At 62.6% G+C, this 14,291-nt stretch carries 12 protein-coding genes; 4 read left to right on the top strand and 8 right to left on the bottom strand.

Going from position 1 to position 14,291, the window contains the following annotated elements:
• Window positions 1–24: 24 nt before the first annotated feature.
• The 3 genes from LDZ21_RS03450 to LDZ21_RS03440 form a co-directional block, all read right to left on the bottom strand.
• On the bottom strand, window positions 25–729 hold the full coding sequence (locus tag LDZ21_RS03450; RefSeq protein ID WP_244794239.1) for a dienelactone hydrolase family protein: 705 nt from the start codon (window positions 727–729) through the stop codon (window positions 25–27).
• A gap of 96 nt (window positions 730–825) precedes the next feature.
• Window positions 826–1,908 carry a glycosyltransferase gene (locus LDZ21_RS03445; RefSeq protein WP_244794238.1) on the bottom strand — a complete coding sequence of 361 codons (1,083 nt, stop codon included), beginning with the start codon at window positions 1,906–1,908 and terminating at the stop codon, window positions 826–828.
• Complete coding sequence (locus tag LDZ21_RS03440; protein ID WP_404980535.1) at window positions 1,908–3,131, bottom strand: oligosaccharide flippase family protein; 1,224 nt, start codon at window positions 3,129–3,131, stop codon at window positions 1,908–1,910. Before LDZ21_RS03440 ends, LDZ21_RS03445 begins: the two co-directional genes overlap by 1 nt.
• A gap of 350 nt (window positions 3,132–3,481) precedes the next feature.
• Between LDZ21_RS03440 and LDZ21_RS03435 the strand changes: the two genes are divergently transcribed.
• Window positions 3,482–4,666: a glycosyltransferase gene (locus LDZ21_RS03435; RefSeq protein ID WP_244794236.1), complete on the top strand. Its 1,185-nt coding sequence runs from the start codon at window positions 3,482–3,484 to the stop codon at window positions 4,664–4,666.
• A 57-nt stretch (window positions 4,667–4,723) separates the two neighbouring features.
• On the opposite strand, the gene LDZ21_RS03430 is transcribed toward LDZ21_RS03435, so the two are convergent.
• Window positions 4,724–5,860, bottom strand: coding sequence for an acyltransferase family protein (locus LDZ21_RS03430; protein WP_244794235.1), 1,137 nt, complete (start codon window positions 5,858–5,860; stop codon window positions 4,724–4,726).
• A 450-nt stretch (window positions 5,861–6,310) separates the two neighbouring features.
• Here LDZ21_RS03430 and LDZ21_RS03425 point away from each other — a divergent pair, with 450 nt between their 5' ends.
• Window positions 6,311–7,792, top strand: coding sequence for a hypothetical protein (locus LDZ21_RS03425; RefSeq protein WP_244794234.1), 1,482 nt, complete (start codon window positions 6,311–6,313; stop codon window positions 7,790–7,792).
• A gap of 58 nt (window positions 7,793–7,850) precedes the next feature.
• Window positions 7,851–9,053: a glycosyltransferase gene (locus tag LDZ21_RS03420; RefSeq protein ID WP_244794233.1), complete on the top strand. Its 1,203-nt coding sequence runs from the start codon at window positions 7,851–7,853 to the stop codon at window positions 9,051–9,053.
• Here the strand turns inward: LDZ21_RS03420 and LDZ21_RS03415 are convergent.
• From LDZ21_RS03415 to LDZ21_RS03405, 3 genes are all read right to left on the bottom strand, one after another.
• Complete coding sequence (locus tag LDZ21_RS03415; RefSeq protein ID WP_244794232.1) at window positions 9,034–9,483, bottom strand: hypothetical protein; 450 nt, start codon at window positions 9,481–9,483, stop codon at window positions 9,034–9,036. The two genes, LDZ21_RS03420 and LDZ21_RS03415, sit on opposite strands and share 20 nt — an antisense overlap.
• Window positions 9,484–9,588: 105 nt before the next feature.
• Window positions 9,589–11,313: an FAD-dependent oxidoreductase gene (locus LDZ21_RS03410; protein WP_244794231.1), complete on the bottom strand. Its 1,725-nt coding sequence runs from the start codon at window positions 11,311–11,313 to the stop codon at window positions 9,589–9,591.
• Between the two features lie 86 nt (window positions 11,314–11,399).
• Window positions 11,400–12,083: a DapH/DapD/GlmU-related protein gene (locus LDZ21_RS03405; protein WP_244794230.1), complete on the bottom strand. Its 684-nt coding sequence runs from the start codon at window positions 12,081–12,083 to the stop codon at window positions 11,400–11,402.
• A 321-nt stretch (window positions 12,084–12,404) separates the two neighbouring features.
• Between LDZ21_RS03405 and LDZ21_RS03400 the strand changes: the two genes are divergently transcribed.
• Window positions 12,405–12,857, top strand: a complete 453-nt coding sequence (locus tag LDZ21_RS03400; RefSeq protein ID WP_244794229.1) for a hypothetical protein — start codon at window positions 12,405–12,407, stop codon at window positions 12,855–12,857.
• 47 nt (window positions 12,858–12,904) lie between these two features.
• Here the strand turns inward: LDZ21_RS03400 and LDZ21_RS03395 are convergent, their stop codons facing one another.
• Entirely contained in the window at window positions 12,905–14,221 is a 1,317-nt protein-coding gene (locus tag LDZ21_RS03395) for a glycosyltransferase WbuB (protein WP_244794228.1), read from the bottom strand.
• Window positions 14,222–14,291 lie beyond the last annotated feature (70 nt).

The following is a 14,291-nucleotide window of genomic DNA, read 5'->3' as shown; positions in this document are numbered from 1 at the left end:
CGCCCTCTTCGGGCGGCGTTTTCATTACACGCCAGATTTCAGGTGCTTTCTGAAGAAATCGGCGGTTCGGCCATTCGCAAGTTTCGCTGCGGCTGCATCGTAATGTGCGCCCTGATTGCGTGCGAACGCATGATGACAGCCGGGATAGGTGTACGCCTCGATGTTCTCGCGCCCCTGCACCGCCGCGAGCACCCGATTGCGCGCTTCGGCATTGATGAACTCATCTTCTTCCGCCAGATGAATGAGCAGCGGAATCTTGATGTTCGGCACTTCATCCAGGTGCTGGTCCGTGCCGCCGCCGTAGTACGACACCGATGCATCGACATCCGTGCGCGCGGCGCTGAGAAACGACAGCAGCCCACCGAGACAGAAGCCGACCGAGCCAATCTTTCCCTGCACTTGGGACAGGCCACGCGCGAAGCCGATAGTCGCCGCGATATCCTCGACGCCGGTGTTCAGGTCGAATGCGTTGTAGTACTTCATCGCCTGCTGCCATTCGGCTTCGGTGCGATCCGTGAGATTCACGTTCGGCTCGATCCGCCAGAAAAGGTCCGGGCATAACGCCACGTAACCCTGTCGTGCGTATTCGTCGGTGGTTTCGCGCATGTCGCCGTTGATACCGAAAATCTCCTGAAGAACGACGACGGCGGGCGCGGGCGTCTGCGTGGGAAACGCAATGTAGGCGTCGAAATCGCCATCGGGTGTAGAGATGCTGAGCATGTCGGACATGGGTTCTCCTTCCATGAGGGCTGCGGCATCTCTTTGATACGCGAAAAACGACGGATGCGCCAGCACGATTCGCCAGCGCGATCGCCGTCCAATCCTTCAGGCAGGCGCTGCACCCGGCAGGCCGCGCGCGACGCCGCGAGCGACGGCGAGGTATTGCGCAGCGGTATCAGCGAGCGTGAGGCCGTTGAGCGGCCTGTGCGAACGCGGCTGCGTCAGCGCGGAAACGAGCGCATCGGCGTAGGCGGCGGTATCGTCGGGATCGCAAAGACGCACGCCGGGAAAATCCGCCGCGAATGCAAACGGCCGGATGGTGCTCGCGACCACCGGCACGCCTGACGCCAGCGCCTCCAGAAAAGCGATGCTGTGTCCTTCCGAGCGCGAAGGCATCGCGAACACGCTCGACGAAAACAGCAGTTCCGCGATATCCGAACGCGGCCCCTGCAGCGTCACGTTATCGGAGAGGCCGAGCTTGTCGATGAGATCGCTCACGGCTGCGTGATACGCCGGATCTTCGATCACGCCGCACAGAAGCAGCCGCGCATCGGGCACGCGTTCGACGACCCGCTGGAACGCATGCACCGTCGAGAGCTGATTCTTCACCGACGTATAGCGTCCGATCTGCACGATCTGTTGCGATGCGTTCACTGCACCATGCGCCGCGCGCATCGAAAAGCGCGACATGTCCACGCCGTTCGGGATCAGCGTCATCGACGGATGACGGCCGACGGCGCGCACGTAATCGTCGATATTCGCCGGCGATACGGCGATCACCGCGCGCGCCCGCCGCGACAGCATGCGTTCGACACGCCGGAACATCGCGCTCTCGAAGTCGTTGGTGGCCGAGTGCATCACGTAGACGACCGGCACGCCGAGCGGCAGCATGCGCGCATAGAACGCGGGGATCGTCGCGTGCGCGAAGATCACGTCCGCGCGATACCCGCTCATGGTCCGATACAGATTCCACAGCTTGCCGAAGCGTCCTTGCGCGTGCTGCGGAAAGAGACACTGCACGCCGTTCGCCACCAGTTCCGCCTGCAACGCGGTGAAGTCGTCATGTGCAGGCGTCAGCGATGCGATCGCGACCGTTTGCCCGCCGCGTTGCTGATGTATCGCCAAGTCTTTCGCCAGCACTTCCGCACCGGAAAGACGCGGCGCGAGCACGAGATGGATGATCCGCATTAAGCCTCCTTCACGCTTCGATAGAGCATCCATGCAGCAGCCGAACCGAGGCCCGCTGTCATCGCCCATGCAATGCCCGTCACACCCCACAGATGCATCGCGACAGGCACGGTCACGCACAGCACGATCGCCTGAATGATCGACGCGTGCGTCGCGACCTTCGGCATGCCCGCCGCACGCAGCCACGACACGAGCACCGCGATGACCGCGCCGATCGCCATGTTGATGACGAAGATCCTGAAGAGCGGCACCGCCGACAGCCACGCCGGTCCCAGCACGAAATTGAAGAGCGGCTCGGCGGCGATGCGCAGCACGATCACGAGCACCGTCAGGCCGACGCCCGCGAGCAGCAGATAGCGGCGAAACAGCTTGCGTGCACCTGCAACGTCGCGCCGGAGATGCTCGGAGAACGTCGGAAACAGATACTGCGACATCGCGATGGCGGCATCGGCGAGCAGCATCTGCGCGAGCTTCGACGACATCTGATACGCGCCCAGCTGCATCGGTCCGAGCAGCTTGGCGACGACCACCTTGTCGAACTGATTGAGCAGCAGATTGACGACGCTGCCTGCCCAGATCCATCGGCTGAAGTTGACGTAGTGCGAGATGCCCGCAAACGAAAAGCGAATCGGCGGACGCGGCGACATGGCGGTCCAGGTCAGCGTGGTCTTCAGCAATTCGCCCGCAACGAGGCCGATGAGCACCGAATAGGCGCCCGCGCCCGATAGCGCGCATACGAGTCCCACTGCGCAATCGGTGAACGCCGCCGATGTCTCCACGCCCGCCAGCGCCTGAAAGCCGCGATGTCGCGTGACGATGAAATACGCCGGCGAGGCAACGCCGCGCATGATGGGTAACACGGTCGCAAGCAGAATCAGTCCGATGGAGCCGCTCATGTGGAACTGGCTCGTCATCAGTGGCGCGAGCGCGGCAAGCAGGAGGCCGATCAACACGCCGCGCATCGCGAGCGTGGCCCATACCGCGCCGAGCTCATCGTGCGTGGGCGCATCACGCCCTTGCACGACGGCCTGTGCAAGCCCGGTATCGGACAAGGATTCGGCGATAGCCACCGCAAGCAGCGCAATGCTCACCGCGCCGATCGCTTCCGGCCCGAGTATGCGGCCGATGGCCAGGAACTTCACGGCAACGAGGCCGCGCACCACCACTTGTTGCAGGAGCACCCAGAACGCGGCATCGTGCCCGAATCGCGCGCGTGCTGGCATAAACGGTAGCCGGACAGATCTCACTCAATTTCCCCGCGCTGCTGATGTTTATTCGATTCGTGGCGCGGCGATATGTCGGTATCGCGCGCGATCCACCTTGCGCGCCACGCCGACGCACCATGTCCGGACGACGGGTGCGCGCACGACGACGCTTGTTTTCAGGCGACTGACGCAGAGTATCGTGACCGCATCCGTTGCGGACGACAACGCGTAGTGCTAATCGGCCCTGCGTGGTGGTAGTGAGGATTGACGGATCGCGTTGCGTGTCCTCGACCACATCCGGCGATGCCGGTGACGCCTCAAAATGCAGCGTGCCTCACTCCACCATTACCATGCCGGATACCAACATCATGGCGAACGAGACCGTCCTCATCATCGAGCCCGATTTCAGCGGCCATCGCTGGCGCTATGCGGAATGGGCCGCGAACGCGTATATGGAAGCGGGTTATCGCTGCCTCATCGTGACGCAGCCGCGTAACGCCGAGCATCCGCTCGTCAGGAAGATTCGCGAGCAAGGCGGCGGTGCGCTCGACATCACGCTCGTTGCGCCGCCCGAGCATCGCGGGCGCAAGGGTCTTTCTTCGATCAGCTATATGCGCTCGCACGAAGAGTTCCGGCATGCGTATGCAATGGCCAGCCGCGAGCGCAAGGTCGCGCTCGTCGTCGTGCCTTATGTCGATTACTTTCTGCTCGCGCTGCCGTTTCTGCGCTCGCCGTTCGGCAAGACGCCCTGGGTCGGCGTCACGATGCGCTCGAACTTTCATCATCATCTCGTCGGCGTGCGCGCGCCGCGCCGGCCGCTCGTCAATGCGGTGAAATCGAAGCTCTTCGCGCGTGCGGTTCGCGTGGGCGGCATGAAGACGCTGCTGACCATCGACCCGACTTTGTCGGACTGGTGGAAGCGCAACGCGGGCCATAGCGGGCGCACAGCGATCGAATATCTCGCCGATCCGTTTCCGGATGCGCGCGCAGCCGAGCCATCGGCGGCGAAGCAAAGGCTCGGGCTTTCGGACGGCAAGCATGTGCTCGTGTATGGCGCGATCAACGATCGCAAGGGCCTCTTCGAACTGATCGATGCGCTCGCCGCGCGCAACGGCGATGCACATGCGCCGACGCTCGTCATCGCCGGCAAGCAGGACAACGATGCGCGCGCCTTGCTGGCAGCGGCGGTCGCCAGGCTCACGCCCGCGCCGGTCGTGTTGGATCGCTTCATCCCGAGCGAGATGGAGCTGGACCTTTTCTCCGCGTGCGATGTGGTGTGGCTCGGCTATAAAGGCCACTACGGCATGAGCGGCGTGCTCGTGCAGGCGTTCCGCTTCGGCAAGCCGGTGGTCGCGACGGCCGATGGACTGATCGGCTGGTTCTGCCTCACGGGGGATTTGGGGCCCGTCATCGATGATCTGTCGCCTGCATCGATCAACCGTGCGCTCGACGATGTGCTCGCGCGACGCACTCGGCCTGTCGTTCAAGGGCATCTGCTCGAACGCAACACGCTTGCGCAATTCAAGGAAACGCTGCGTCAGGTGATGGCCTGATCCGTTGCAATAAAGAGCCGGTGCTTGCGATAACCGCAAGCACCGGCTTTTTTCATCTCAAGCCTGACGGCCCACCACTTCGGACACTTCGACTTTCCGCTTCGCAGGGAACAACGCATCGCGAATGCGGAGGAACGGAAACTCGACAGCACGCGTCGTTACATAGCCCACGATGATTGCGATGGCGAATTGCGCCGCCATGATGACGCCCCACGCGGGTATCGCCGGCAGATTCAGCGCCGCGGCCTTGCGGATGAGCATGTCGCCCGGCGCGAGCGCCAGCGAATGCCACAGATAGATGCCATACGAGTACACGCCGATCCACCCGATCACGCGATAGATCAGCGTCTCGCGCACGCGCCCGGAGTACTCGAGCGTCAGCACGATCAACGCGCAATAGCCGAGCGCTTGAACCGTATAACCGATGCTTTGATCCACCGCCGGGTTGCGCGTGCCGAGCACGAGCCACAGCGCGAGGCCCGCGACGATCGCAATCAGCACGCCCTTTCTCTCGGCGATCCCGCGATACACCGCGGGCTTGAGCCAGTAGATCGCGGCGAGCATCACGCCGAACAGCAGGCTGTCGATGCGGTATTGCGTATAGAAGAAGGTCCCCTGGAGATCGCCGTTATAGACCGCGATGCTGCGCGCAATCAGCACGGCGACGCAGATGCCGGCGAGCACGGTCAGTATCGTATTGATGCGGGTTTGCCAGCGCGCGAACACGATCAGCAGCAGCGGCAGGAACAGATAGAAATGCTCCTCGACTGCGAGGCTCCAAGTCTGCGCGACCGACGAACCGAAGTAGTTCTGCATGTGCGTGAGGTTCTGCACGAGGAACGTATCGGCCGGATGCCGCCCCACGATCACATGGAACAGGATCAGCGCGTAGTACGCGGGCCATATCTTGAAGATGCGCCGCACGATGAAGCGCCCTGCATCGATGCGCCCTTCCTGCGCGTATTGCTTCAACAGCAAGCCGCCGACGAGAAAGCCGCTCAGCGTGAAGAAAAGATTCACGCCTTCATGGCCGAAGCTCTTGAGCGGATATTCGATCGCGGCAATGAACGCACTGCCCGTCGGATACGAATGAAAGTGAAACCCCATGACTGCGATGATGGCAAGGCCCCGGATGAAATCGAGCTCGATCGATCGATTGGGTCCTGACATGCGTGTGGCGCCGAAAAGGCTCATGGCCTTCCCCCTGTCTGCGAAGGTCTTGTTTGTATTGGATGCCTCGCCGCCCGGGTCCTCATATCGGCGCACGCACGCGCATCGCGATTATCGTGGTCTCACACCGGTATTCCGGCAGTGCAATGTTCGTTCGAGAAGGGCGGTGCAATCGGCCAGAATCGCGTTCTTAGCCGACAGCGCGTCGCGCGCTACGTGACCTCGCCAACACACGAACGATGCGAACTTGACGAGCGTGGTGCGGCGCACATGGCCATCCGTCGATTCGCGCCGAAGACTAGTTGCTAAACGCCGCGCCGGCGGATCGCGCTTCTACCCGCTGATATATTCGACGCACAAATACGGGGTACCCGGGGACCGTCGCTCGAGCTTTGACCAAGCATCCGACACGCGACTTCAGGCTTCCAGGGCACGCACCGGCTCAATGCCGCGAAGCCATCTAAAGAGAACGCCATGCGCAACAAGTTCGCCGTCGTCTGGATCTGGCTTTTTCTGCTGCCGCTCGCTTTCGACTTCAAGGCCGCAGAAACCGCCAGCAAGGCCATACAGATTCTGCTCACCATTCCCGCGATAGGCGCGGCCTGCGCCCTGCTGATGATCGCTCCGCGATTCGCACAGCGCTCGCGGCTGCGCACGATCATCACGTCGCTCTTTCTCGTCACGATGCTCGGCAGTGTCGCGACGCAAGTGCTGCAAGGAAACGATTCGGGGAACTACATGCGCGTGATCCTGCCGTTCGCGCTCATGCTGCTCGGCTATTTCGTCGCTTGCCGTCCGTGGGATTCGCAGCGGCTCGAACAGATTGAACGCGCGATGTTCTGGTCGATGGTGGCATCGCTCGTGTTCAGCTTCGCCTATGGCATGGCGACCGGCGGTGGACTGGAGAACGTGCGCTTTCGCATCGTATCGGTCACGTTCCTTTGCCTGCAAGGTCTCTTGCTGCATGAGTTCGTCGTCGCCAAGCGCATGACGAAGCTGACCGTGCTGCTGTTTCTCGCGACGGTCGTGATCGAGCTGCTGAGCGTCACGCGCAGTCTGCTCGTCGGCACGATGCTGCTCTTCGCCTTCGCGACGTGGCTCGCCGCGCCTTCGGCCAGGCATCTCTTCAAGGCGGGACTGCGCGCAGTCATGATCGCCGCCTTGCTCGGCGCGATGGTCGCCGCTTCCGCCGCGTTCTTCCCTGCGGTGGCCGAGCACTGGTCGCAGCGCATGTCGTTTGCGAAGGCCACGGAATCGGGCCGCGATCCGACGACCATCACGCGTCTTGCAGAAATGAAGGACCAGTACGATCAAACGATGTCGGACACGCTGTCCGTTATCGTCGGCAAGGGCTACGGCCACGACTATCGCTATTCGCCGGACTATCTGCCGGACCTCGCCGGCCAGTTCACGCCGAAGGATTTCTACGCGATCAAGGAATGGGCGGCGGGACACAACTTCTGGGTCTATCAGTTCTTCGCCGGCGGCGTGCTGTTCGGCATCGCGCTGCCGATCGCCGTGCTGTGGGCGCTGTATCGCGGCTCGATGGCGTATCGCGCGTGGCGGCGCCGCTCGCCGGATGCCGTCTATCTGCCCGTGCTTGGCCGCGCGCTGCTCGTCGTCGCCGCGCTGCCTGCGACATCGGTCGGCGGCAACCCGCTTGGCAACCGCTTCTCCGGCATCGTGTTCGGCGTCGCGCTTGGCTTGCTCGTCGCGGCCTTTGCACGCATCGCTCAAAACATGCGGATGCGCGCGGCACATGCTTCGGCGCATCAGGCATCGATGAGAAGGCGCTATGGCGGCACGCGACAGGACGTTCATCCGAACTACGATCCGTTTTACGGTCCGATGCCGGACATGCTGCCATCACACGCAGCAGCCATCGCGCACGATCATCATGGACAAGACCGACACGAGCCGCCATCGGGTGCGGGTTCGCTCGCACCGTACGCATGATGCGATCGCCAGTGCCATCGCATATGTCAATGTCAACGATTCCGGGGCTCGTTGCTTCATGAAGATTCTGCATCTGCTGTCCACCGTCGATCCGCGTGCGGGCGGTCCCACAGAGGGCGTGCTGCAAAGCGGCCTCAGCATGCGCGCGATGGGCCATCAAATCGAAGTCGTATCGCTCGATGCACCGGATGCGCCCTATCTCAAGGCGTTTCCGTTGCGTCTGCATGCGCTCGGTCCGTCGCGCGGCTTCTATGGGCTATGTCCGCGGCTCGTGCCGTGGCTCGCCGAACATGCGGTTCGCTTCGACGCGATCATCGTCAACGGTCTCTGGCAATACCACAGCTTCGGCGCATGGAAGGCGCTGCGCGGCAGCAACGTGCCGTATTACGTGTTCCCGCATGGCATGCTCGATCCGTGGTTCAAGCGCACGTATCCGCTCAAGCATCTGAAGAAGTGCCTGTACTGGCCCTGGGCTGAATATCGCGTGTTGCGCGATGCGAGGCGCGTGCTCTTCACGACGCAAGAGGAACGCTTGCTCGCGCGCGAATCGTTCAGGCTTTATCGTGCGAACGAAGAAGTCGTGTCGTTCGGCACGCGCCAGCCGCCCGCTGATTCGACGACATTGCGCAACGCGTTTCTGTCGAAGTTTCCGCAACTCGCGGGCAAGCGCGCGATTCTCTTCCTCGGCCGCATTCACGAGAAGAAAGGATGTGATCTGCTGCTGAAGGCCTTCGCGGCCGTGCGCGATATCGACCCTCGCGCGCATCTGGTGATGGCCGGTCCCGACGATAGCGAATGGGCCAGACAGCTGCGCACCCTTGCGAAGGAACTCGGCATCGAGGACCGCACGACGTGGACGGGCATGCTCACCGGCGATCTCAAGTGGGGCGCTTTCCGCACGAGCGACGTATTCGCGTTGCCGTCGCATCAGGAGAACTTCGGCATTGCCGTGGCAGAAGCGCTGGGCTCGAAGCTGCCGGTACTGATCTCCGACAAGGTCAACATCTGGCGCGAAGTGAAGGAAGACGGCGCGGGCATCGTCACGAGCGATACGGTCGACGGCGCCATTGAGGCGCTATCGACCTGGCTGCGCATGGACGCCGACGCGGCAGCCGCGATGCGCGAGCAGGCGCTTGCCACCTTCATGCAGCGCTTTCACGTCGATGCGATGTCGAAAGACCTCGTGCGTGTGCTGCGCGAAACGGCAAACCGGCGCGATGGCGGCGTCACGCGCGGTCTGGTCAGCGAGGCGACTGGATAGCGCTCGCAAAGCGGTTTTGCACCGCGATGATCTTGCTTGCGCAGTCGTCGTAATCCGAGCCCTTCGCGCGCTCGGGGCCATACATGCCGCGGCATTGCGCATAGAGCGAGATCGTCGCGCCATTGCCCTTTGCCACGCGCGTGGCCGAATAAACCGGCTTGCCCGAACGCAAAGGCAAGTCGCTCTCGATAGCGTCGGCATCGGCGCGAATCACCGGCTGATTCGAATTCTGCTCGATATAACGCTTCGTCATATCCCACATCGCATTGCATTGCGCGGCGTCGCGACACGCGAGCGTCGCGTTTCGCTGCGCCGTCTCGAGCGCCTGTTCCGAGCGCGTGAAACCCTGAGCCTTCAGCGCGTCCTTCTCGGGCGAGGAACATGCTGCGAGCAATACGGAAGCAATAGCGATGACGGTGAGCTTTTTCACAGGCGATCCAATTCGAAGCGATGAACGGATGCCGATTATAGCCACCAAAGAAAACGCCGCCGGTCTTCCGAACCGGCGGCGCCCCCTTCCCCTACATGCCAGGCTTCACGCCAGGTCTCCCCGCATATGCATGGCCGATGCCGCCATCGGCAGCGATTCGGCTTGTTTCTCGTGACGCATCGGCTTGCCGGACGCCGTGACGATCGTCGGCGCTGCATCGTCGCTCTTGATGACGCGCTGAAGATGCCCCGCCAGTCGCAAGGTCAGCGCGGCGATGGTGATCGTCGGGAAATTCGCGCCGACGGTCGGGAACACCGAGCTTCCCGCCACGTACAGATTGCTCATGCCGTGGACCTTCAGGTTGCGGTCCACCACGCCGTTCTTCGGCGAATCGTGCATGCGCGTCGTGCCCATGTGATGCCACGTGCCTTCGAGCTGCGCCGGCCACGGCTTGCCTTGCAGCGGCTCGTCGAGCGTGACATCGGCCACGCCGCCGCGCCGCAGTTCCGTCGCGATATGCGCGACAGTGCGATCAAACGTGCGCTTCACGAGCTCGGTCACCTGCCAGTCCACCTTAACGCGATTCATGCCGAGCGCGTCTTTTTGCGCGGACAGTGTCACGCGGCTATCGCGATTCGGCTCCGCTTCCACGATGGTCTGAATCTTCACTTCCGTGATGAGCGGACGCGGCTGCAACAGACGCGCGAGACCGAAGCAGGCGGTATCGACGGGATGCGTCATCATCGTGACGAGGTCCGCCGCCATGCTGTAGCCCGGCTGGTCCTTCTTGAGCATGGCCTGCTTCGCGCGGATGAGCGCCTCGGAGCCCTTCGTGTTCTCGCCACGGAACACCGAATAGAACCACGCACGCGCATTGAGCAGCTTCTCGCGCTTCAGTGTCTTTTGCGTCAGCGCAAACTGCGACGAGATGAACGTGCCGTTCGCGGAGACCGCCTTGTTCTGATAGTGATACTTGATGTCGTAGAGCTTGTTGCGCGCCCACTCCTTCTTGAAGTGCACGCTCGCCGACATGATGCGCGGATGGTCCATGAAATAGCGGCCGACCAGATCATTGCCGTTGCCAAGACCTGCCGCCTGCACCTTGTTCGACGAAAGCAGCAGCCGCGCATTCTCGATGCCGCCCGTCGCGAGCACGAACACTTTTGCGCGAATCGCGAAGCGGCGGCCGGACAGCGTGCCGACATCGATCTTCGTGACGGAGCGCGCATCGGTATCGGTGTCGATGTTCAACGCGTTCGCGTACAGGAACACGCGCACGCTTTTCGCCGCCAGCAGCTCCTTGCGATACACCTTGCCGAAGCGCACGGGCGGGCTGAACTGCGAGATCGTGTCGCGCACGTTGCCGCTCAGGAACGGATGACGCCGCACGTCCGGCCGGTTGATCGCCGCTTCCCAATGCGCGGGATCGAAATTGTTCTCGCCGAGTTGCAGCAGCGCATGGGTGCGCTCGTAATACGGGCGCAGTTCTTCAAGGCCGAACGGCCAGCCGCTGTCGGCCACCCAGTCGCGCTTCTCGAAGTCCCACGGATCGAGCGGGCGGCACCATCCGCCCCAGCAGTTGCTGCTGCCGCCGAGAAAGCGGCTGCGGCATCCATCGGCGAATTCGTAAGGAACGCCAACGTTCTCGCCACGATAGAGATCGCGCGTGTCGTTGTCCGCCTTATATCCGCCGCTTTCCAGCAGACACGCGCTGATGCCCTGCTTCTCCAGCTCCAGCGCCAGCGTTATGCCGGCGACACCCGCGCCGACGATGCATACCGTGGTCTCGATGACTGCGCCTTCGTCCACGCTCCGGCTGTCAATGAACATGCCCCGTGCTCCCTCTTATTTTCATGCTTTAAGCGATGCCGCGCTGCGGCCTTCATGCAGCGCCCTCGTGATGCCTTGCCCGTCTGTCATGCAGGAAAGCGCTTCCTGATGAATCGCACCGGATTGCCGCCGTACACGCCCTCGGCTTCCAGCGAGCGATGCACCACGGAAAGCGGCGTAACGAGCGCCGATCGTCCGATGGTGACGCCCATCTGCACGACGCATTTCGATGTGATCCATACGCCGTCTTCGATCACGATCGGCGCGACCTGCAAATCCATGCTGCCGGCCGCATCGTGCGATCCGGTCGTGAGAAACGTGCCTTGCGAAATGCACACATTCGAACCGATGCGGATATCGGTCTGGTTATAGATCCACGCATCGACGCCGAACCAGCAGTTATCGCCGACTTCGAGATTCCACGGCGCCTTCACGCGAATGGGATGCGGCATGCGACAGTTCCTGCCGATGCGCGCGCCGAACGCCCGCAACAGCGCCACACGCACGAACGAAACCGGAATCAGCTTGTTATTGATGAAGCATGCTTCGACGAAGAACCACACGAGCTCGATGAGAAAGCTGCGCTTCGCGACGAAGTTGCCCGGACCCGCGAGCGAAAGATCGATGACATTGCCGCGTTTGATCCGCGCGTCGTGTTTGTCGTCGCTGCGCCCGTCGCTGGGCGCGCCGATGCATCGCTCGTCGATCGCTCTGTCCATGTAATCCCCGGCCTTGTTCGCTGTGCGCTTGCTGCGCGTGGTCGCGCGCATTGATTCTTCGAATACAAGGTGATGTGCAGTCTTCGTTGCTTGTTATTCGTATCGATCGCGCCATGGCGCTGGACCGCATACGGTGAACCGATTATCAGCGAACGTCAAAATGCGCCACGTGCGCTATGACACGCTTGGCCGCATCGGCAAGACATTTGGCGGCACTAGTCGGAGCCTGACCGTAAGCTCCCGGCCATGCGTATGCGATTCATCACGCCGCGTGGAGTAGCGTACCGATGCGCCGGTGCAATCTCTGTACAACGCATGACAGAGCATTCAGGAATGCATGCCGATCACTGCAACAAAGTCCCGGAGGATCGAATGAAACACGAGCTACGCGCGGCGCTCATGCCGCTTGTGCTGGCTACGCTGATCGCATCGCCCCTTGCGCATGCGGGCAATTTCGCCGATGCGGCGATCGCGAAGCAGGCGGGCGGCGGCGTGCCGTCGGAAATGGATTTGCTAGGCAGTCCGGATCGATACGCCGATCCCTACGGCGCGCCGGTCAACGGCAAAGGCGGACAGCGCGGGCCGATCACGAATGCGCAGACCGCGCAGGGCATATCGCCAACGGACAAGCTGCTCGCGCAACAGAATGGCTATGCGGGAAATCCTGGCGCGGGCGCGCAATTGCGGCGCGTCGGACGCAATGCGGATGCGAAGGCGATGATGATGCCTCAGGCCGCGGCAGCGACGCTTTATCGCACGCCCGATGGGTTGAAGCCGCCGGCGAAAGCCGTGCGGCCGAGAGAGATTTACAAGTCGCCGTATTGAGGACGGGTGATCGGCCGTTCAGATCACCGAACGGCCGACGATACTGCTCACTCGATCTTTTCGACTTGCGGCATGATCGGTGCGCGTTCCTTCATGCGAACGATGGGCAGTTCGACGGCGTCGCCGCCACGGACTGCGGCCGCATCGCCGACGAGCGACTTCAAGCGCTCTTCGAGCCGCGCGAACACCGATTGCGGCGAAAGCCGTTCTTGCGCGAAGAGGCGCCCTTCCTCACCATAGCGCGCACGCAGCGCCGGGTTGCGCACGAGCATCTCGATGGCATCGGTCAATGCGTCGACGCTTTCCGGCTCGATCACGACACCGCGCCCCGATACCGCTTCATATAACTCGGTGCCGGGATGGGCCATCGCGACGACAGCGCGCGCACTTGCAAACATGCCGGTGAGCTTCGAGGGCATGACGAGGTCGGCGACATCGCCGCGTTGCGGCAGCACGTGGATGTCCGCGAGATTCAATAGCTCGTTGAGACGCTCGACCGGTTGCAGTGAGAGAAAGCGCGTATTCGGCAAATCCGCGCAACGCTTTTGCAGCTCGGCCTTGGTCGCGCCGTTGCCGCAGAAGACGAACACCACGTCATCGCGCGATGCAAATTCAGCGGCGGCGGCCGCCAACACTTCGAGGCCTTGCTTCGCGCCCATGTTGCCCGAGTAAAGCACCACTTTCGTGTGCTCGCCAATGCCGAGTTCGCGCCGGAACGCGTTCGGACCGTCGAGCGGATAGATCGCGGTGGTATCGACCCAGTTCGGGAGATGGAAGGCATCGGCGGGTGCGACGCCCTTCTTCACCGCGCGCTCGACCATCTTGTCGGATATCGAGGACACCACGTCGAAGCGGCGCATCAGCCAGCGTTCGAACGCAAGCGCGCCACGCGCCGCGCGTGCGTTCTTCAGCAGGCCGAGATCGAACGCCGCATCTACTTCGAAATCCTGAATATGCAGCCATGACCGCGCGCCGGTGAATCGGGCCAGTGCGAGCGCGCCGGGCGCGTTCGCCAGGCTCGGTGCGATGGTCATCACGACATGCGGACGCCAGAGCGCGTGCAGCATCAGCGCAGGCAGCGACAGGGCCGCGAACGAGCCCAGATGCAGCATGCGCTTCGCTCCGCTCGGCTTCTTCGGCACCCACAACGGCGCGCGCGACAGGCGCACGCCCTTGCGCGTCTCGAAGCGAGGCCGCCAGCTTGCATAGCCCTTGCCGACCTTCCATTCCGGATAGTACGGCGGCGCGCAGACGACGCGCACGTCGTGCCCACTCTGCGCCAGCGCTTCCGCCATTTCCGCCGTGTATTTGCCGGTTCCCGTCAACTCGGGCGCGTAGTTCAGCCCGTATATCAGTATTTTCATGTGGTCCCTCGCCCGACAATCGCGCTTCGAATCCCGGGCGTGTCCTCGTCGCCCGCAAAGCGCCAACCCT

This window comes from Caballeronia grimmiae (genome assembly GCF_022879615.1).
GTDB classification, from domain to species: domain Bacteria; phylum Pseudomonadota; class Gammaproteobacteria; order Burkholderiales; family Burkholderiaceae; genus Caballeronia; species Caballeronia grimmiae.
Note: the sequence above shows the minus strand (reverse complement) of the source record. Positions and strands in the feature narration are given on the sequence as shown.

Excerpts from the sequence above, each read along its gene's own strand:
- LDZ21_RS03450 (WP_244794239.1), bottom strand. The coding sequence starts at position 729 with ATGTCCGACATGCTCAGCATCTCTACACCCGATGGCGATTTCGACGCC.
- LDZ21_RS03445 (WP_244794238.1), bottom strand. The coding sequence starts at position 1,908 with ATGCGGATCATCCATCTCGTGCTCGCGCCGCGTCTTTCCGGTGCGGAA.
- LDZ21_RS03440 (WP_404980535.1), bottom strand. The coding sequence starts at position 3,131 with ATGCCAGCACGCGCGCGATTCGGGCACGATGCCGCGTTCTGGGTGCTC.
- LDZ21_RS03435 (WP_244794236.1), top strand. The coding sequence starts at position 3,482 with ATGGCGAACGAGACCGTCCTCATCATCGAGCCCGATTTCAGCGGCCAT.
- LDZ21_RS03430 (WP_244794235.1), bottom strand. The coding sequence starts at position 5,860 with ATGAGCCTTTTCGGCGCCACACGCATGTCAGGACCCAATCGATCGATC.
- LDZ21_RS03425 (WP_244794234.1), top strand. The coding sequence starts at position 6,311 with ATGCGCAACAAGTTCGCCGTCGTCTGGATCTGGCTTTTTCTGCTGCCG.
- LDZ21_RS03420 (WP_244794233.1), top strand. The coding sequence starts at position 7,851 with ATGAAGATTCTGCATCTGCTGTCCACCGTCGATCCGCGTGCGGGCGGT.
- LDZ21_RS03410 (WP_244794231.1), bottom strand. The coding sequence starts at position 11,313 with ATGTTCATTGACAGCCGGAGCGTGGACGAAGGCGCAGTCATCGAGACC.
- LDZ21_RS03405 (WP_244794230.1), bottom strand. The coding sequence starts at position 12,083 with ATGCGCGCGACCACGCGCAGCAAGCGCACAGCGAACAAGGCCGGGGAT.
- LDZ21_RS03400 (WP_244794229.1), top strand. The coding sequence starts at position 12,405 with ATGAAACACGAGCTACGCGCGGCGCTCATGCCGCTTGTGCTGGCTACG.
- LDZ21_RS03395 (WP_244794228.1), bottom strand. The coding sequence starts at position 14,221 with ATGAAAATACTGATATACGGGCTGAACTACGCGCCCGAGTTGACGGGA.